The 19089-nt window shown below is 37.0% G+C and carries 25 protein-coding genes and 1 tRNA gene; 21 read left to right on the top strand and 5 right to left on the bottom strand.

What is annotated here, in order from left to right:
* The first annotated feature begins 425 nt into the window (after window positions 1–425).
* Window positions 426–1388 (top strand): helix-turn-helix domain-containing protein, encoded by a 963-nt coding sequence (locus A5888_RS06585; protein ID WP_339102008.1) that lies wholly within the window; start codon window positions 426–428, stop codon window positions 1386–1388.
* 47 nt (window positions 1389–1435) lie between these two features.
* Here the strand turns inward: A5888_RS06585 and A5888_RS06580 are convergent, their stop codons facing one another.
* Window positions 1436–2218, bottom strand: a complete 783-nt coding sequence (locus tag A5888_RS06580) for a sulfite exporter TauE/SafE family protein (protein WP_339102007.1) — start codon at window positions 2216–2218, stop codon at window positions 1436–1438.
* 280 nt (window positions 2219–2498) lie between these two features.
* Between A5888_RS06580 and A5888_RS06575 the strand changes: the two genes are divergently transcribed.
* From A5888_RS06575 to A5888_RS06535, 9 genes are all read left to right on the top strand, one after another.
* Entirely contained in the window at window positions 2499–3296 is a 798-nt protein-coding gene (locus A5888_RS06575; RefSeq protein ID WP_086350283.1) for a PTS mannose/fructose/sorbose/N-acetylgalactosamine transporter subunit IIC, read from the top strand.
* Complete coding sequence (locus tag A5888_RS06570) at window positions 3289–4107, top strand: PTS system mannose/fructose/sorbose family transporter subunit IID (protein ID WP_086350282.1); 819 nt, start codon at window positions 3289–3291, stop codon at window positions 4105–4107. Before A5888_RS06575 ends, A5888_RS06570 begins: the two co-directional genes overlap by 8 nt.
* A 213-nt stretch (window positions 4108–4320) precedes the next feature.
* Complete coding sequence (locus A5888_RS06565) at window positions 4321–4797, top strand: PTS system mannose/fructose/N-acetylgalactosamine-transporter subunit IIB (RefSeq protein WP_086350281.1); 477 nt, start codon at window positions 4321–4323, stop codon at window positions 4795–4797.
* A gap of 19 nt (window positions 4798–4816) precedes the next feature.
* Window positions 4817–5668, top strand: coding sequence for a MurR/RpiR family transcriptional regulator (locus A5888_RS06560; protein ID WP_086350280.1), 852 nt, complete (start codon window positions 4817–4819; stop codon window positions 5666–5668).
* Between the two features lie 4 nt (window positions 5669–5672).
* The gene (gene murQ / locus A5888_RS06555; protein WP_086350279.1) at window positions 5673–6572 is read left to right on the top strand and encodes an N-acetylmuramic acid 6-phosphate etherase; all 900 of its coding nucleotides are present in this window, start codon (window positions 5673–5675) and stop codon (window positions 6570–6572) included.
* A complete protein-coding gene (locus A5888_RS06550; RefSeq protein WP_086350278.1) occupies window positions 6573–7556 on the top strand; it encodes a serine hydrolase domain-containing protein in 984 nt (327 codons plus the stop codon).
* Between the two features lie 19 nt (window positions 7557–7575).
* Window positions 7576–7992: a PTS sugar transporter subunit IIA gene (locus tag A5888_RS06545; protein WP_086350277.1), complete on the top strand. Its 417-nt coding sequence runs from the start codon at window positions 7576–7578 to the stop codon at window positions 7990–7992.
* A gap of 182 nt (window positions 7993–8174) precedes the next feature.
* Complete coding sequence (gene upp / locus A5888_RS06540) at window positions 8175–8804, top strand: uracil phosphoribosyltransferase (RefSeq protein ID WP_086350276.1); 630 nt, start codon at window positions 8175–8177, stop codon at window positions 8802–8804.
* A gap of 157 nt (window positions 8805–8961) precedes the next feature.
* Window positions 8962–9034, top strand: a tRNA-Thr gene (locus tag A5888_RS06535).
* Window positions 9035–9675: 641 nt separating this feature from the next.
* On the opposite strand, the gene A5888_RS06530 is transcribed toward A5888_RS06535, so the two are convergent.
* The 3 genes from A5888_RS06530 to A5888_RS06520 all read right to left on the bottom strand — a co-directional run bounded on the left by A5888_RS06530 (window position 9676) and on the right by A5888_RS06520 (window position 11531).
* Window positions 9676–10362: an ImmA/IrrE family metallo-endopeptidase gene (locus A5888_RS06530; RefSeq protein WP_086350275.1), complete on the bottom strand. Its 687-nt coding sequence runs from the start codon at window positions 10360–10362 to the stop codon at window positions 9676–9678.
* Between the two features lie 12 nt (window positions 10363–10374).
* Entirely contained in the window at window positions 10375–10737 is a 363-nt protein-coding gene (locus tag A5888_RS06525; protein ID WP_339102006.1) for a helix-turn-helix transcriptional regulator, read from the bottom strand.
* A 404-nt stretch (window positions 10738–11141) separates the two neighbouring features.
* A complete protein-coding gene (locus A5888_RS06520) occupies window positions 11142–11531 on the bottom strand; it encodes a helix-turn-helix domain-containing protein (protein ID WP_086350274.1) in 390 nt (129 codons plus the stop codon).
* A 151-nt stretch (window positions 11532–11682) separates the two neighbouring features.
* Here A5888_RS06520 and A5888_RS06515 point away from each other — a divergent pair, with 151 nt between their 5' ends.
* The 11 genes from A5888_RS06515 to A5888_RS06465 all read left to right on the top strand — a co-directional run bounded on the left by A5888_RS06515 (window position 11683) and on the right by A5888_RS06465 (window position 17770).
* Window positions 11683–11916, top strand: a complete 234-nt coding sequence (locus tag A5888_RS06515) for a hypothetical protein (RefSeq protein WP_339102005.1) — start codon at window positions 11683–11685, stop codon at window positions 11914–11916.
* A gap of 39 nt (window positions 11917–11955) precedes the next feature.
* Window positions 11956–12204, top strand: coding sequence for a hypothetical protein (locus tag A5888_RS06510; protein WP_086350272.1), 249 nt, complete (start codon window positions 11956–11958; stop codon window positions 12202–12204).
* On the top strand, window positions 12205–12351 hold the full coding sequence (locus A5888_RS06505) for a hypothetical protein (RefSeq protein ID WP_170924855.1): 147 nt from the start codon (window positions 12205–12207) through the stop codon (window positions 12349–12351).
* A gap of 40 nt (window positions 12352–12391) precedes the next feature.
* Window positions 12392–12736 carry a hypothetical protein gene (locus A5888_RS06500; RefSeq protein WP_086350271.1) on the top strand — a complete coding sequence of 115 codons (345 nt, stop codon included), beginning with the start codon at window positions 12392–12394 and terminating at the stop codon, window positions 12734–12736.
* Window positions 12737–12872: 136 nt separating this feature from the next.
* Entirely contained in the window at window positions 12873–13292 is a 420-nt protein-coding gene (locus A5888_RS06495; RefSeq protein ID WP_086350270.1) for a lipase chaperone, read from the top strand.
* Between the two features lie 1128 nt (window positions 13293–14420).
* A complete protein-coding gene (locus tag A5888_RS06490) occupies window positions 14421–14726 on the top strand; it encodes a hypothetical protein (protein WP_086350269.1) in 306 nt (101 codons plus the stop codon).
* Window positions 14727–14754: 28 nt separating this feature from the next.
* Window positions 14755–14997, top strand: a complete 243-nt coding sequence (locus A5888_RS06485) for a hypothetical protein (RefSeq protein WP_086350268.1) — start codon at window positions 14755–14757, stop codon at window positions 14995–14997.
* A gap of 295 nt (window positions 14998–15292) precedes the next feature.
* Window positions 15293–15436, top strand: a complete 144-nt coding sequence (locus A5888_RS06480; protein WP_170924854.1) for a hypothetical protein — start codon at window positions 15293–15295, stop codon at window positions 15434–15436.
* A gap of 16 nt (window positions 15437–15452) precedes the next feature.
* Window positions 15453–16772, top strand: a complete 1320-nt coding sequence (locus A5888_RS06475) for a hypothetical protein (protein ID WP_086350267.1) — start codon at window positions 15453–15455, stop codon at window positions 16770–16772.
* Between the two features lie 129 nt (window positions 16773–16901).
* A complete protein-coding gene (locus A5888_RS06470; RefSeq protein ID WP_086350266.1) occupies window positions 16902–17459 on the top strand; it encodes a hypothetical protein in 558 nt (185 codons plus the stop codon).
* The gene (locus A5888_RS06465) at window positions 17456–17770 is read left to right on the top strand and encodes a hypothetical protein (RefSeq protein WP_249274526.1); all 315 of its coding nucleotides are present in this window, start codon (window positions 17456–17458) and stop codon (window positions 17768–17770) included. Before A5888_RS06470 ends, A5888_RS06465 begins: the two co-directional genes overlap by 4 nt.
* Before the next feature lie 387 nt (window positions 17771–18157).
* On the opposite strand, the gene A5888_RS06460 is transcribed toward A5888_RS06465, so the two are convergent.
* Window positions 18158–18895, bottom strand: coding sequence for a hypothetical protein (locus A5888_RS06460; protein WP_339102004.1), 738 nt, complete (start codon window positions 18893–18895; stop codon window positions 18158–18160).
* Window positions 18896–19089 lie beyond the last annotated feature (194 nt).

Genomic DNA, 19089 nt, shown 5'->3' with positions numbered 1-19089 from the left:
TTTTCATTCAGATTTACTCGTTTATACCTAAACAACCTAGTGTAAATTTGCTATAAAATAGAGAGGAAAAATCATATGATTCCTGTTATTTATTATTACTATGTTCTTATTGGGTGTAGGTTATATCTTTTTATCTTATCCGCTCATTTTTTTGTCTGAACGGAATCAGTCAACTCTATCTTAATAATAGAATCACGGACCAATTAAAAGCTATTTCATGATAAGAGGGCTACAAAAATATCCTTTATCAATAAAAAAGAACTGTATCTTATATAAAATGTTATCAGACAATGCATGAACAGGAAAGAATAAAAAAGGGAGATGCTGATTTAACACAAGAATGTTCGGATTTTTCAGTGAAAATCCGAAAGTTGACGAGTTTTGCTGAATTCTTGTGTTATAATTTCACGAAAGGAGAGGTTTACATGAATGTTGGTGAAGCATTAAAATTTATACGACAAAAAAAAGGATACAAGCAACGAGAGATGACAACAGAGTATATCGATCGGTCGGCCTATTCAAGGATAGAAAACGGTACACGATCCATTCGAATGAATGATTTACAAGAGATTTTGAATAAATTGTCTATCCAAGCTGGAGAGTTTTTTAGTTACGCAAATCTAAACAAGGATTACAATCAACAGGAATTTAGAAATACGTATTATTATTGTAGAAATCATCCGGAAGATGAACAGAAAAAAGCAAAATTGCTGAGTTATTATGGGGAAGCACTTTCTAAGGAAGAGAAGAGCTTAAGAGACATCAGTAATTATATATCTATAAAAAATGGATTTTGCCAAATTTGGGATGAGGTAGGGGCAATTACGCAAGAAGAAATTCAGATGATTTACGATTTTTTGATTAAAAAAGAGTATTATTTCCTCTATGACTATATTATTTTATGCAACCTCATTTTCCAGTTTTCAGAGGAGCAGGCAGATGCGCTGATCATGAAAGCAATTCCTGTGGAGGATGCTGAGCTGCGTGATTTTGAAACAAAGCAGATTGCGCATAATACGGTACTAAATTTGGTTACAGGAAGAATATATGAAGGAAAGTTTGCGGAGGCAAGAAAGTATATCGCATTGGCAGAGGAACAGGTAAAAGCGTTCAATGATTACAGTAGTAAGCTGCATCTTTACTATACAGCAAATTTGCTGGAATATATTGTAAGTGGGAAGCCGGAATATTACTATAAAATCATCAATTATATCAATCTGTTGAAGGATTTGGGCGAAGAGTTTTATGCTTCTGAGCTTAGTAAAGAGGTTCAGACTCTGACTCATGGTAATCCCAAAGAAGAAATCCGTAATCATAATTTTTCATCTAGCCTGACTTACGATATCAATGCAGATATCAGTCGTGGTCCGGAAGAGGAGACCGAGTAAATCACCCTCCTTGTTTGAGCAGTTTGTTCAAACAAGGAGGGTGATTTTTAGGATAGTACGGAAAATAAATTATAGCCATTAATAAACAGCACAAGTAAGACGATGGCACTGTAAATCTTCTTCACCTGCTGCTCTTCCATTTTACTGCTTAACAAGCCACCACAATAGCCACCTAACAAAGCTGCTGGAATAACGGCCCATAAGATCGATAAATCATAGACCTGAAAACCAGTAGTCAAGCCAATCGCTGTCAGCTTCGCGATTTGAGAAAAGAAAATCGTGATAATTGAATAAACAGTTGATTGCTTGATGTCCATGCCAAACAGAAGAGTCAGCGCAGCGACATTGATTGGTCCGCCTCCGATTCCCAGAAAAGTAGAAAGCAATCCTAAAGAAATCCCTGTTAAAAAGTAAAAGGCAACACCGGAAAGCTGATATTGCTTTTTCCCCCATTGATTGTAGAGAAGTACGAGAATCAGAGTGATGATCATGATGATTGTTTGGATGATTTGTACTTGGTCATCGGAACCAAAATATTCCAGAAGCAGCGCCAACAGTTGGTCTCCAATCACACCACCGATCATTGAGCCTAGAGAAATACTCAGTGCTTGCTGTAAATCGATTTGTATACCGCTTTTTATCTGTTTATAAGTAGAAGAAAGAGACATTGTAAAAACAGCAACACTTGAGTAAAAGGCAATTGCACTTAAGGAATGCAAGCCAATAAAATCCAAAACAGGCTTAATAATCACACCACCGCCCATTCCGGAAATTGCACCAACAGTGTTTGACAAAAATATGGTAATAAAATAAATAATAATGACTTTCATAATACATCTCCTCTTGCATTTATAAGGATACTATCTTCCATTTTACTGCTTTATTCTAAAAAAAAATCACTAAATGTGTCTGCAGAAAAACTTCTGATATGTAAAGCAATCTATTAGCACGTTCATTTTGGTTTCACCTTATGCATCTATTATAACATGAAAATAAAGATAAGAAATATCATTTCATAAAAATGTTTTTGGTTTTATTTGTTGAAATTTCATTTCTTGAGTGTTATAGTGAAGATACCAAATAGAAAACGTATTCAAGGAGGAAGTAATGATGGAAATGTCATTTGGTATTATTCTAATTTTATGTTTGTACACTGCTGTCGGTGTGTTGGATCAGATATCTATTCAGATTGGTCCATACACACCATTGTTTGCTGCAACTATCACGGGACTGGTCATGGGTGACTTGCAAACGGGCTTAATGATTGGTGCCACTCTTCAGCTGATGACGCTTGGGGTAGCAACGTATGGAGGAGCTACGGTTCCAGATTTTCTTTCTGGGGCAATCATGGGGACAGCCTATGCTATTCTTTCTGGAAAGGGAGCAGAATATGGTATTGGGGTTGCTGTTCCGATTGGTTTGTTGTTAACGCAACTGGATATTTTGGGAAGGATGACAAATACATTTTTCCAACACAAAGCAGATCGTTATGCGGCAGAAGGAAATTATAAGGGCGTTGAACGGTGTAATGTGTTGGGGATTTTTCCTTGGACGCTATCCAGAATAATTCCAGTATTTATTGGTTTGGCATTTGGTGAACAAGTTGTAAATATCATCAATGAAATGATTCCGGTCTGGGTCATGAATGGGTTGAAGGCAGCCGGTGCGATTCTTCCGGCAATGGGGATCGCGATTCTTATGAGATATCTGCCAATCAAAAAATATTGGCCGTATTTTATTATCGGCTTTGTATTGATGGCTTATTTTGCAGAGTTCTTTTCAGTGCTTGGCGTAGCTTTGGTTGGTTTGGCACTCGCTGCTTTATATGTGATGAACCAAAACGATCGTCCGGTAGCAACAGCTTCTGTTGCATATGAAGATGATGAGGAGGTAGAGATCGATGACTGAGAAATTAACAAAAAAAGATATTAACAAAGTGTTTGTCCGTAATCTATTCAGTCTGCAATGGGGCTGGAATTATGAGAAGATGCAGGGTTTAGGTTATTGTTATGTCATTATGCCGGCTCTAAAGCGTTTTTATAAGAACGATCCTGAAAAAATGAAGAAAGCACTTCAAACACATCTTGGTTTTTTCAACACAACACCTGCTATGTCCAATTTAATTGTTGGCGCAAATATGGCGCTTGAAGAAGAAATCGGTTCGGATGATGATACAGCAATTACCGGATTAAAGACTGGGTTAATGGGGCCTTTTGCGGGTGTAGGGGATACAGTATTTATCGCTATCTATCGAGCAATCGTCTTCTCTATTGCAGCATATATGGCTCAAGGTGGACAAGCACTGGGACTGCTCATCCCTTTGATAGCTGGTCTGGCTGTTATCTGGGTCCGTTATAAATTTACGTATATGGGGTATATCCAGGGGAAAAAGCTGGTCACAGAATTTGCAGATAAAATGAAAATATTCACAGATGCAGCCGCTATTTTAGGTCTGACAGTCGTTGGTGGGTTGATTCCTGCGGTTATCAATTATAAACTAGATATAACGTATAAAATGGGTGAGGTAACGTTATCCGTTCAAGAGATGCTAGATAAGATTTTACCGGCACTTGTCCCTTTATCGATCGTAGGACTTTCTTACTGGTTATTGGGTAAAAAGAAAATGAATTCTACACGGTTGATTTTCGTTTTGATTCTTTTAGGTATGCTTTTAGGCAATTTACAAGGAATCTTTGGATGGATCGGTGGTCTATTCTAAAACAGGTGATGAAGCAACCTGCTAACAAAAAACAGCGCATTCATAAAAGTGAGCTGTGATACAAAAAAAGTAAGTTACGTCATAGAAATTCAGAGGATAAGTCCTCTGGTTGATTTTTGAGACAAACGATAATTATCATAAACTTAGGAAGTAGCTGAAAATTTTATTTCCACTGAATGTTTCAGATACAACCTAATGAAAGGAAGTTTTAATATGCCAATTATTCATGCACGAGTGGACGAACGTTTGATTCATGGACAAGTAGCCACAGTTTGGACAAATACAGTAGGAGCACAAAGAATCATGGTCGTAAATGATTTAGCAGTAAAGGATCAAATGCAGATTGCAGCACTGAAAATGGCTAAGCCTGCGGGTGTCAAGCTGTCGATTCTATCAAAAAGAAAAGCAGTCGAAAAGATTCTTGCTGGAAATTATGATGAGGAAAAAGTCTTTCTGATTACGAAAGATATTCCGGATATGGCATATTTGATTGAAAATGATGTTCCATTACCTGCTTTTAATGTAGGGAATATTTCTCAAAAAAGCGACAGCAAGCCAATTAAAAAATCAGTTGCGCTGACGGACGAAGATATAACCATTCTTAGAAAACTCATTGATGGGGGAACAGCTGTTACCGCACAGATGGTTCCTTCAGAATCAGATGAGTCGATTTTAAACTTCATTAAATGATAGAAAGAGAGGTCTGACAATGGATGCAGAAACATTGATCCGACAAAACTATAAGAAATTTTCAAAGGTCAATAAGAAAATAGCCGATTTCATTTTGAAGAACCCTTCAGAGATGTTGAAGATGACAGCTAGTGAGATTGCAGATAGGAGTCAGACCTCTCCGGCTTCGGTTACTCGATTTGCTCGCTCAATCAATTTTGATGGATTGGATGAGCTGAAGCTTTCAATAGCTTCTAAGCAAGGGGACCAGAAAAATAAAAAGAATTTGGATCCGATCATCTCCAAAGACGACTCGATAGAAGAGCTATGTGAAAAAGTGGCTTTATTGTTGGGAACAACAGTCAACGATCTGATGTATTCTCTGGACAAAGGACAGGTAGAGCAGGCAATCAATACGATCAAAGGAGCACAAACCATTTATCTTTTAGGGATTGGCGCATCGTCACTGACTGCTTATAATCTATACCATAAGTTCAATCGGGCAGGCAGAAAAGCAATGTTCAACTTTGACCCACATATGAATCTGGAATTTATGAACTACTCAACAACAGAAGACGTAGTGATTGCTGTTTCTTATAGTGGACATACGAAAGAAGTGTTACTGGCCTGTGAGATTGCTCAGAAAAATCAAACCCCCATTATTTTTATTACTAGAAATGATGGGGAAAGAATTCGACAAATCAGTGACTTGCTATTGATAGTTCCGGACAATGAACATTTGGTTCGTATTGGTGCAATTTCTTCTATTGCTTCTTCAATGGCTGTTGGAGATATTCTTTATTTAGGCTCGATCCAAGATCGAATCGAAGAAGATATCCAGACCAGAATGATCGAAACGAACACATTAGTGAATCGATTGAAAGAAGGGTAACCAGATGGAAATAACAAAATTGACAACGGAAGGAAGAAATCCGCATAGTCAGAATATCGATCAGTTGAGTACCTTGGACATGGTGACGCTCATCAATGATGAAGATAAAAAAGTAGCTGAGGCTATTGAAAATGTATTACCTGAAATTGCTGCAGCAGTTGAGGCAATGACGGAGCGATTTTTAGCTGGCGGACGGCTGATTTATTGCGGTGCTGGCACTTCAGGGAGACTAGGGGCGTTAGATGCAATCGAGTTGACCCCAACATACAGTGTCTCACCAAAGAGAGCGTTTGGTCTCTTAGCTGGTGGTCAGGAAGCTATGTTCTCCGCAATAGAAGGAGCAGAAGATTCAAAGGAATTAGCAATAGAAGATTTAAAAAAAGTAGCACTAAATAAGCAGGATGTCGTGATTGCGATTGCAGCTAGTGGTAGAACACCCTATGCAATCGCAGCAATCGAATATGGAAATGAGATCGGTGCACTGACAATCTCTGTTACCTGTAATGACAGCGGCATGATGAATCAGATTGCACAGATAGGGATTGCTCCTTTGGTAGGCCCTGAAGTCATTACCGGCTCAACTCGAATGAAGTCGGGATCGGCACAAAAAATGGTCTTGAACATGCTATCAACGGGAGTCATGGTCAAAAGTGGAAAAGTGTATCAGAACTTGATGGTCAATGTTCAGCCAACGAACTTGAAACTGGTACAGCGTTCTATTTCAATTATTCAGGAAGCAACAGGTGTGGATGCCGCAACTGCTGAAAATTATCTGGAACGCGCCGAAAATCATGTAGCAGCAGCGATTGTCATGATTGAGACAGGAAAGAATCTGGATGAGAGTATTCAGGCGTTACGCGAAAAACACGACCGAATTTCAGATGTGGTTAAGGCGATGAACTAGATGTATACAGAAGTGATTTCAAAAAAAATCAATCGATTGGTCTCTGAAAAAGTTATTCCCGGTGCCTCTTGGTCGTTCGTCACGACAGAAGGATGTGCGAATCATTATGCTGGTAGGATGGGTGTCTGTACGCCATTTTCCGATAAGCTTGTCAAAGAAGGAGCACTCTATGACATAGCTTCACTGACAAAAATAATAGGGACAACCACCCGAATCCTGCAACTGATTGATGACGATCGATTAGACTTTACGTCACCAGTTAATGAGGTGATTCCTGAATTTGCAACAATCAAAATAACGATAGGTGATTTATTGTTGCATAAAGGCGGATTTCAAGCAGATTTTTCAAAGCGGGAGAAGGAAACATTTACTCAAGCTTTTCTCCATACTTACTTTAAGAGCTGCTGTATAGACGATTCCTCATATAAAACGGTTTATTCTGATATAGGTTTTCTTTTGCTAGGAGAAATAATCAAGGCAATAGATGGGAGTTCATTGGAACAGAGTTTCCAGACAAATATTTTTCACCCATTGGGAATGGTAGAGACAAGCTATTATCCGTCTGATTCTAGTAAAGCAATTCCTACCGAACAGACAGTTGAGAGAGGTCTTATACATGGCGAAGTCCACGATTCTAAGGCATATAAGCTAGAAATAGAGGCAAGTAGTGCTGGACTTTTTTCTACCTTGGCGGATATCAATAAATTTGTGACTGCTTATTTGGAAAAGGATGCTAGGTTGTTTACCAACGAACTTTTTGATAAAGTAAGGAGTACAAATGTGCAAGGCAGAGCTTATGGTTGGGAACAAAAGCAAGGTTTAGAGTCCGCTTACCTGTTTCATACAGGCTTTACTGGGACCTCGATTGGACTGGATATGGAGCGAAAAAAAGGATTTGTTTTATTGACGAATCGGATTCATCCAACGAGAGAGGACCATGGCTTTATAAAAGAAAGAGCAGCACTTTATTCAACTTATTTTTAGAGAAGTAGGGAGCAAAACAATGAAACCAAAAATAATTTTGATGAGTCATGGAAAAATGGCCTATGAAACACTACAATCTGCAAAAATGATTGCCGGTGATCTGGCTGCAGCAGAGGTCGTATCAATGGAAGAGCATGACGGCTTAGATGGTACGCAGCAAAAACTGAAAGCGATTCTGGATAAAACGGAAGAAGAACAAGTCCTGATACTTGCGGATCTCAAAGGTGGTACACCTTGTAATGCAGCTATGATGGAAATGGGCACGCGAGAAAATATACGAGTGATTTCAGGCTTGAATTTAGCATTAGTGATAGAAGCAGCACTCTCACCGATTGAAGATATTGATGAGCTTGTTGCCTATCTTTTACCGATTGGAAAAGATGCTGTCGCAGCAATCGAGCTGCTTGAATTAGATGATGATGAATATGAGGAATAATTATTGAGTGATTGACTAGTCAATCACTCTTTTTTGTTTTACAATATATTTATACGACGAAATAAATGCTATTGGCAGTAAGTTCTATTGCTTTAAACTGAAAGCAATAGGTACTTTTTATGCAATAGATTATTTCGTGCAATTCATACAGCAACAGAAAATGAATAGTAAGGAGACTGAACATGGGAAAATTTCAAGTAATTGATCATCCATTGATCCAGCACAAACTGACAATCATTAGAGATAAGGATTGCGGAACTAAAGTATTTCGTGAGGTAGTAAACGAAATCGCCATGTTGATGGCTTATGAAGTATCAAGAGATATGCCTTTAGAGGATGTCGTGATCGAAACACCTATGGGACCAACAACTCAAAAAACGTTGTCTGGGAAAAAAGTAGCGATCGTTCCTATTTTAAGAGCCGGAATCGGAATGGTTGACGGCATCTTGGAATTGATTCCAGCAGCCAAAGTTGGTCATGTAGGACTATACCGTGACCACGAAACACTAGAGCCTGTAGAATATTTTGTTAAGATGCCTGAAGACATCGATGCAAGACAATTATTTGTTGTCGATCCAATGCTTGCAACAGGCGGATCAGCAATCATGGCTATTGATTCATTGAAGGAACGCGGCGGCAGCAATATCAAATTTGTTTGTTTAGTTGCAGCCCCTGAAGGGGTAAAAGCTTTGCAAGAAGCACATCCAGATATTGATATTTATACAGCTGCTTTAGATGAAAAACTAAATGAAGACGGCTATATCGTTCCAGGCTTGGGCGATGCCGGAGACCGTTTATTCGGTACAAAATAAGCAATAGGAGCAGCCAGTATCAAGAGAACGATCTCTTCGTACTGGCTGTTTGTTTATATTGATGAAAGGAAATGGATTCATTTTTCGTCAAAGAAGAGAAGATAGAAACATTACTTTACATTTTTTTGAAAGAGTCTTATAATAATTTCAGTTACTGGCCAGCTTAGCTCAGTTGGTAGAGCAACGCACTCGTAACGCGTAGGTCGTAGGTTCGATCCCTATAGCTGGCATAGCTTAAACCCTTGATAGATAAGGGTTTTTTATTTTGTATTTTAAATGCTCTGATTTCTTCGGGACTAAAAAATCCTACTTACTAAAAATAGGTAATTTGAAGCTTTTATGTAATTGAAGAAAGTGGAGTGGGTGTTTCAATTGTTTGCGAAGAAGCAATTGATAAGTGAGCTTTAAAATATATGCAAAGCTCACTTATCAATAAAAAAACCTTCTCAAAGGAGAAGGTTTAGGAAGAAAACACTTTTTGATTAGAAGCAGCAGAATAAGCTAAGTAAATATTGCAAGAATAAAAGACAACACATAATGAAGTAACAACTCCTTTTCTTAAAGTAACTATAAAATAATATAATAACATCTTTTTGTCTATAGTGTTTTACAAAAAGAGGTTTATTTAATTTTTTGTTGGCTATTGAAACAAAAAAACTTCCTTTTCAGGAAGTTTTAAAAAATAGGGATAGGAGTATCTCGGACAATACATCGATCGCCCATCCAAACATTCTTCTGGCTGTTCTCATCTACAACACCTCTTGTCTCAACTATAGCACAAGTTGACAATTGAAAGAATGAGACTAAAGTATGAGAGAAGCAGGAGTGACCAGTAGAAAGAGAGATAGAATGAAATCATGTGAAGGCTGTTTTAGCCCATCTCAAGGATGCTGTTTTCAAAATCTAGAATGATCTGTTTTTCTACAGTAGAACCCCAAGTAGACATGAATTTATGATAAATATCTCTATCACCTGTTTGCTGTAGACGAGTAGCCGAAGATTGAGCCATTTCTTCCGGCATCCCACATTTTAGCTTTCCAAAATTGACGAGTCGTCTCCAAAGAGCAGAGCGGCTCATTTTATACTCTTCAGCAATGGAGTAAAATGATTTCGTCGTATATAGATTTTTCAGTAAGGAGATATCAGGAAGCATGATGATACTTGCTGCTAAGTTGGCCAATTCTTCTGTTAGTAGCTCATCATCGGTGTAGTAAGCAGGATTCTCATCCATATTGAAAAACATTTGAGAGACCTCAGTTTTGGATACATCATAATAGCAATGACTTATTTCATGACAAATGCTGAAATTAAATCTGTTTTTAGACATTTGGGGATTGATAAAGATTCTGATTTTTTTTCCTTTTTTTACTGTTACAGCTAGAAAAAAATCTTCTTCAGTAACGGGAATATTTGTGTCAATGACAATATTTTCTTTTTCTAAATAATTATTGACAAACATGTCAAAGGTATAGTCGATTGGCTCGAGATTACGTTTTAGAATATATTGATTGATCAGCAAATTTGTTAACGAATATCGAATATCCAGTGCATCGTTCATTATTCTAAACTCCTACTCCTCTTCATTCATTGATTGGGCAATATAGTTCATCAGGTTTTTTACCTGTTTTTTATACTGCTCTTTCTTTTCTTCACCAACAGCCTTTTCTCCTTTTCTAAACATCATTAATAAATCAGCATACTCCTCTTCGACAGCTGTTTCATTAGGTTTATCCGTCCTACCCATTAGGTAATCGATAGATACACTGAACTGATCAGCCAATTTCTCAAGTACCTCACTAGGAACATTCACGATAGCTCCACGTTCGTAATTAGAAATATTTTCTCGTTTCATTCCTAGGATATCAGCTAATTCTTTTTGAGACATATTATTTGCTTTTCGCAATTCTTTAATTCTCAATGCTAGAATATTCATTGTTTTCTCCTTATTTTTTTTCCTTAAAAGGCTTGCGTAATTGTTAGTTACCTGTTACAATTTATTATGTAATTAAGAATTACTTAAATCCTTTTATTTGCTACCTATATTATAAAACGTAATTACTAATTACGCAAGTGACAATTACATTTTTGTGAAGAAGGGGGTATTGTTGTTGGATCAACCCTATCTTTTAATCAGACCCAAAAAAGGAGAAAAGAAAGGGATATAGATGCTATGGATTATAAAAAAGAAATTTGTCAAATCATCGAAGAGTTATCAGACATTACGTTGTTGGAAAAAATATATCAATTGTTACTCACTATAAAAAGAAAGAAAATAAAGAACTGATTGTACATGCCTCTACCGATTACTTAATACATAAGTAATCGGTAGATACTGTCTCAGTCCTTTATTTTCAATAAGGAATCCACCAAATTTTCTACTACAATAAGATCTTTATTGTCTAATTGCACTAGCTTCTTCAGTAAATCATTGTATTTGTTTGTGTTATCTAACAGAAAATCACTTGCTGCATCAATGAGTGAGTCATCGATCTGTTGTTCTGGCGAACGATCCATTGGTACGTCTTCAAATCCCATCAGCCAGGCTTCATTTACATCCAAAGCTTGAGCAAGAAAATAAACGTTATCCTGCTTGGCTTCATAATTGCCCTTTAGATAAGCACTGATCAATGAACGTGAAACACCACTTTTTTCAGATAATGTGATCTGCTTCATATTTCTTGCATTTAGCGCTTGTCGCAAGCGTTCAGCAAATGAAACTTTCTTCATTTAAATCTTCCCCCTTACTATGAATTATAGAGAATTCTTGATTGGAAATCAAGAAAATAAGAAAAAATACAGTTTTTCTTGACAATTATTTTTTGAGATGCTACACTATTTTTGTCAAGAAAACTTGATTTTAGCTATGGAGGAATTTGATTTGAAAAATGTGGAATTTGATTATACTTTGTTGCAGAAGAAGATTGATGGTGTGGTTGATTCAATGTCAGTATTCTTTTTGCTCGTTGGTATCAGTAAAGTAGAATGGCAAAATATCATGAGTGGCGAATCCTTTTTTAAGCAGTACCAGATAAAGGAAGTCTGTTCACTTTTAGCGATAAAGAGTGATGAAATCGGCAGTTATTTTTTTAAATTTAAAATCAAGAAAACTTGATTTTTTAAAAATCATAGATAATTAGAAAGAAGGAAAAGCATGAAGTACACAACTAGAATCGCTTTGGCACTATCAATCGTTGTAGCAAGTGTTGGGTCTGTGATTATTCATAAGAGTTCTTATTTGTTTTTTCTAACCGTTTACCCACTAGTTACTGGTTGGATTATTGGTGAATGTATCAATATACCGGAAAGAAAAATTCGAAAAAAGTGGCAGTGCTTTAAAAACCGTATCATTATCCGTTTAATCAATCTAATTGATTATTTAACAGAGAATGGAGAAAAGTAAATGGACAGAAAAGAAGCATTGCATAAAGCGAAGCTGCAAGCAGATGAATGGTACAGAGTCCATAAACCGTTGATTGAAGCTTATCAATATTTAGAACGGCTGAATCAAGAAGAAAAGCTAGACGAGGTCAAAGCTGTAAATCAATGAAACAGTGAATTTTATAAAAAAGAATGGAGAGGAGAAGGTTATGGACACGATAAAGACTATTGAAGATTTCTGGGAAGCGGTAGATAGCTTCAGACAGGAAAGAGAGTTGAACTGGCAAGATTTAGTTGGTCCCAACGCTAAACTCGCTGCAGAGAAAAAATTGAATCCTTCGTTGACGGTAGTTTTGGGAATACAAGAAAAGCTGGGTATCAGTTTTTTTACTACGTTGCCAATAGATATTTCAGATATAGATGAGGACATAAAGAAAGATCCTTGGGTGCCGACTAAAATGGCACAGATTTATGATTTGATTCAATCGGATCAGTGGATGGAGGATGAAGAGGTCGTCAAAAAGGTGCAAGAGTTGGCAGAGACGATCATGTAAGTAACTTAGAGGTTGTTCAAAACAAATGAGAAAACCCAGTCATTAGTTTCATTTCAAAAATTTGAATTAGGTAGTTAGTGAATCAGATAAATGGTATGCCATGTGATCTGTATCAAGGATAAGGGAGAGAACAGGTATGAGAAAATCGACATTTAACTATATCAAGGATATTTTAGCGGACTATCCAAGAATAGAAGAATATATCAAGCAAAGAGAAGAGGAACTTCGTTATCCTTATCGCGAGAATGATTTGAATGCAGGAATCAAGGGAAGCAAAGCAGATTATGATGTACAGGTCAATATGATGATAACAATCGAACAGGATCAGAGACTTTCTGCTTTGGAGCGAAACAGACGGATTGTTGCCAATTTGTTGGAGGATTGCTGCGAGGATACTCGAGTTATTATTCAAGAGCTATATATACGTCGGATGCCAAAGTATACGATTCAAGGATTAATCACGAATGGCTTGATTTTTGTGGGAAGAACAAAGGCATTTGAGCTGAGAGATCATTTTTTTATGGAAGTAGCGAGAGACTTGAATTTGAATATTTGAGAAGTGAACGATTCACGGATTTTTGACGTCACTTTCCGCTATAAAATGGTAGTATCAGGAAAATGTGTACAGCACTGACTGGAAAAAGAGCAGCGAAGGACAGCTGAATTATTTCATCAGTCAGTGCTTTTCTATCAGGAAGAGAGGGTAGGCTTTATCCGTTCTGGTTGAATTTACTCGTGTTGAAACGGTGTTGTCTGCCTATCAATACTAATAATTAATACGGACGATAGCCGAATTTTTACTGCTGACTTTCATTATAAGATAGTACCATCAAGAAATTGTTGATGCAATCAATGAAAAAGAGTACTGCACACAGATCGTTCAAATCAAGAGAGTGACGAACGTAGAAACAGGTTCGATACAGTCTCCGGTAAGACAAGAAAAAGTTATTGATTGATTCAAGGATTCCTTGATAAAAAATTGAATTCAGATAATGAGTCCTCAATAGTAAATGTCTGCAGCTAGAAATACAGCCTGACGGAATACGGACGATGTTCGGATTTTTAACGTCTGTTTCCATTGTAAGATAGGTTCATCGAGAAATAATTGCTTTTGCACTGGCTGATGGAAGCCCAAAACGAATGAGAGAATCACTTCCAGTTGAAGGTGCATGAGCAATGGAACTTGAGAAGGAAACAACAGACTATCAAATCATCCATTTTTTTCAAAAGATTGTTTCTCAATGAATGCAACGAAGGAAACGACCAAGTAAAGGCTTCCTATCAAGGATACAGATTTATATATCTGTAAAATTCTTTGCAAAAGTAGGATTCACTCTTCGGTTAGTGAGCTATTTCGTATGATTCATAGAGAGAAACAACAGGCTTCATTTTTTGATGGTAGTTTGTGATGAAGGTCAGAAACAATTCCGGCAGATGAATTTTTACAACAGCTCAAATAAATAAACAGGGTTGAAAAGATTCATCTACGTTTTTATAGATCAAGATTTGCTATGGCAATCTTTTACCAGATTTATAAAAATCGTTAAAGTGAGGTGGCTTGGATAAAAAAGTATTTATGCAGCAGAAGGACTATCGGACATTCTGAATAGTCTGAAACAAGTAAAAAGGCTTCACCCGCTGATGATAATCAAAGCAAAAAAGTGAAAGGCAGTGGAGGTCGATAATGAAGAGCTATTTCAAATTAATTGATGGAATCGATACGGCAATGACACTGAATGTTGTTCGTAATGAGGGTGGAACGGCTGTTTACAGCCATTTACGATTAACCCCCGGAACAAAATATGATTTAGGCGACGATGCGCTGTTTATTCGGTCACTGAAGCAAGCGAAGGCTGAACGGCATTACTCGAAACAGTTAGTAGATCAGTTGGAGGCAGCAGGTGTTGTGTATACAGAAACACGTTGTAAATCATGTGGAGGTAAGACAACAAGGTTATCCTATTGCGTTATTGAAATCATTGACGAGTAAAGCGATACATGAGTTGGAGGGCTGCGATATGAAGATCCAATTTATGGGGATCAAACAGCAAGTAACGAAATCCGGATGCTCTTCCTGTGGAAGCAGACGAGTATCAAATCATACATTTCAGCGTGAAACCCGAATGGTTTTGCCTAGCGGTCAGATTAAAACCTTTTATGCTGGTGAAATGTACGAGGTTATGGAGAGTGATGGACGATTTCTACTAGAACAGACCTATAGTATAAACGGGAGTCCAGTCAAAATGTTTAAGGAAAGCTGATTAATTTACATCTGCAATTCTGAAAGCAATTAATGAAAAGTGGCAATTTTCCAAGCTTATTTAAGGATGTTGGAAAGTAGTCGAAAAGCACCAACCTTGCTTGAAATCTGAATGATTCCCGGCAAATTCTGGTGTGTTATTACCAGTGGATCGTCGTTACAGAAAGCTCCCTCGGCTGGTCAACTGAGAGTGTAACGCTATCCAAGGAACAATGTATGTCCAGATCTTTGGCAAAAGACAAAGATTTGCTCATAAATATTAGCCGATAAACGGCAACCCACAGGAGGAATGAACAATGGCAAAAGAAAAGAAAGAGACTGCTAAAAAAGAAACGATGGATAAGCAAGCGTTTATTCAACGTAAATTAATGGTCTTAAACAAAAAAAATGGTGGAAGATATGAACGAGATGCAGCACGTGTCGTTCAAAACAACCAATAAATAGGAGGAAAAATAAATGACAACAAGATGCGGCAATGATACATTGATTTCTAAAATTGGGATGAAATCCTTAAACAAACTAATGGAAGTGGATTTTGCAGTACTGACAGATATTGACAGCTGTGTAAAAATCAACACAAAGAATTACTATACTCAAAATGGAGCAGCAGCATACAACGTATACAACACTCCGGAAGATAAATTCAATTGTCTAGCAGAAGGCTGTAAAAATACCGGTACTTTGACAGTTATGAACGCTGCGGGCGCTCCTTCTGAAGCAACCTTTGAACTGCGTGCAGACGCAACTGAATTTGCGGCAGGAATCATCACGTATTACGTTCATTTCCCGGCAGCAGGAACGTATGAGCTGAAAACAACGATTTCAGATATCAAAAACAAAAATCAAACAGAAGCTGATGTTTTCGAACAATCATTCACAGTAACAGAAGCCGGATTCCAACCTGTAGTTGTTGATTTAGTGAAACCAACTGGTCAAATCCCTACAAATGGCGGATGGCAAGAATCAGCTGATGGTATCTTCATCAAGCTGGAAGTAACACCTGAAACAACAATCAAATCAGATATCGGCTTCTCTTCTATCTATGTTTACAACAGCCTAGAAGACTTTGAAGTAAATGATGTCATCAAAATCGGCTGTATCGATGAGTTTGCTGGTGAATTAACAGTCGATCCTGTTGAAGCAAGCTGTTATGGTGCTGGCTATGATGCATCAAGTATTGCAATCGAAAGAACAGTGACTGGTAAGAGCGTAACAGCGAATTACTGGAAGCTGAACCCATTGATGTCTAAAGGACATATGACAAGCGGCTGGGTTGTTCAAACTGCTGAAAAAGAAGTAGTTGCAGAACCTGGTAAAGACTATGGTTACATTCAATTACCAGATATGTTCATGGATGAGTGTGCCTTTACAACAGCAGCAATCGCTGACAGCTGTAATGTGACAGATTCATTGTTGACTCGTGTGAGTTCACCAGTGATCATGGACATCAATGAAAAACAATTTATCGTTCTTGATTCAGGAAAAATCGCTTTCCATCAATCTTTAGTTGGGAAAAAATTGTTGATCAGCTACCCTAAACAAGTAGATGTTGAACATTTTGTAGCTAGCGAATCATCATTGAACGAACGTCGTGTACGTATGTCATTCGTTCAAGAACAAACAGATGGTGTGAAACAACACTACATCTACAACAATGTATTGATCACATCATTCCCAGGAACAGTGAATGGCGAAGAAACAACCTTCGAATTCACAATTTCTGTACAACGAGACAAAAACGGCAACTTCTTCGAAATGTATCGAGTAGCTGAGTAATCAAAGGTAAGAAGGCTGTAAGGCTGGAGATTAGTCGATTTCCGGTCTTACTGCTACAAAATAATACAGCGGGTTTGAAAGGTCGTACTTTCGATCCGACTTCAGTTTAAAATCAGGAGGAATACAGAGATGGAAGAAAAAGGCATGAAAGCTGCTGATTTTTTAACGATCAGCAATAAATTGAAAAAAGTAAGTGAGGATGATACTCCTTTTGCGGTTGTAAAAGATCAAGAGGTATCAGTCATAGGTGATGCAAACAAAACGGAAGTGAAAACAGGCGAATACAATGTGAAATTTCGTGTTCCTCAGTCTCACTTTGAACAAAAGCCGGAAGGCGCAGTTGAAGTTGGCAAATATTATGTGTTCAGCGTTGCTTTTGCTGATATCATGATCACACCACGTTCTGATTTGAGAATTGTTGATGCAATTATGAAAATCACTCCGTTTTTCAATAAATTGAAAGAGAATGGCGATGTAGAAGAATTTAATAAAGAAGAGCTACTATCCATTTTTGTCAATGCGGGAGATGAAATCCACCTAGCCATTTATAATTTAGTTGCAACCTTCTTAGGGATCGATGATCAGATGGGTGAGTATATGCTGCCATTTTCTGTTATAGAAAACCTGAATAAGATCATGGATAAACACCCAGAAGTCTTTAATGAAGCTGATGTTTTTTTCGGTTGATCTATCGACGAGCTTGCGAAAATGACTCTTCTGTAGAAGTAGAGGCAGAAACGTTTTTTGCCAGCTTGAACATCTATACCTACATGGCTCATTATGTAGCAAAAGTTTTGAAGCAACGTCCGAATGTCATTTTAGATCATTGGGGCGTTGCTGAATTATTAGTAGCATATGGCCAATATGCCAATGAAGAAAGCTATAAGAATTTTCTGGAATGGAAATCCCTCAGCAATGAGACCAAACGAAAGGTCAAAAAGCCGAAGGAATATGCTGTGTTGTTTTATACAAATGAGGATTTAGCAGATTTAGATTAAAGAATAGATTTGAAATATCAAAAACTAATATATAGTATTTAATTACTAATTCCAAAGAAGATGAAAATATAAATATGTTAAAACTTAATTTATTCAAATTTGCATAAAACTAGTCAGATGTTTAATTAATCTGGCTAATTTTATTTTCTTGGTATTCAAATAATATCAAAAATTTGCAATTTCAAGAAAACTATCTATTTATTAATCAAAATTAGAACGAATATTTCGCTGACTTTGAGAACCTATTTTAGCTAAACTTTTACTATTATGAGCTACTCCACAATATCTTTTGCTGATATTTTTTTAACGACCGAAGATAGATATAGAAGAATATAAAACACCTCTAAACGATTTGATTAGAGGTGTTTTAATTCTTGAAAGAGGATGTCAATCTATTTTAGAAAATTCAACAGAAACATCACGAACAGAAAGTGTGTCACCCTCGTGAAGAATAAGTCCTAGAATCTCCTCACTATAGCTACTGGGGTCGCCTGCTTCTGATTCTAGTTTTTGGATGATTTTTTTTGCTTCAACAGAAGCAATGTATTTTCGAAAAACAGAGCCTTCATCTTCAGATGTATATTGACTGACTGGACCGTATCCATCTCCAATGGGAACTAGATTATAAGTTCCGGGGAGTAAATCTCCTTCTTCTCCAACTGCAAGGTCTCCTGTTAGAATTTTTTTATCATTGGATTGAACGGTTTTACTAAATTCAATGGATACATCTTGGATTGTTATGACAGAGCCTTCTCGCAGAACAAGCCCTTGTACTTTTTCGCTATAGTATTCTGGCTTAGCGGATTCCAAATCAGAAGAAACAATAGTTTCTTTTCCTTCTGTGGAAGCCATGTGTCTACGGAAGGAAGAACCTTCATCTTCATTAAGATATAAACTAACAGGACCATACCCAGCTCCGACAGCAACTAAATCATACGTATCAGCAAGTAAGTCACCATCATTACCGATCGTTATTCTACCAGTAAAAGTTTTAGCTGTATTTTGTTTAGAAGCATCACTCGTTAGAGATTCAGATATCTCCTTTTGTGAATTTGTTGATTCTTTGGTATTACTGCATGCAGAAAGTAAATTGAGTGATAGTAGTAGTAAAAATATTTTTTTCATTTAAAATACTCCTTGTTGATGTAATGGTACTTTTAATCAAAAATATTGTAACATAAACAATCAATAATTTATACAGCTTATCACATTTGAAATTTCTAAAGGTATCTTTACTTTGGTAGTGATTAAACGATAAAAATTATAATTAAAATAGACAAATTAGGACTCACTACAATTAAGAATTATAGTTAAACATT

Source organism: Enterococcus sp. 9E7_DIV0242, assembly GCF_002140975.2.
Lineage (GTDB): Bacteria > Bacillota > Bacilli > Lactobacillales > Enterococcaceae > Enterococcus_L > Enterococcus_L clewellii.
Note: the sequence above shows the minus strand (reverse complement) of the source record. Positions and strands in the feature narration are given on the sequence as shown.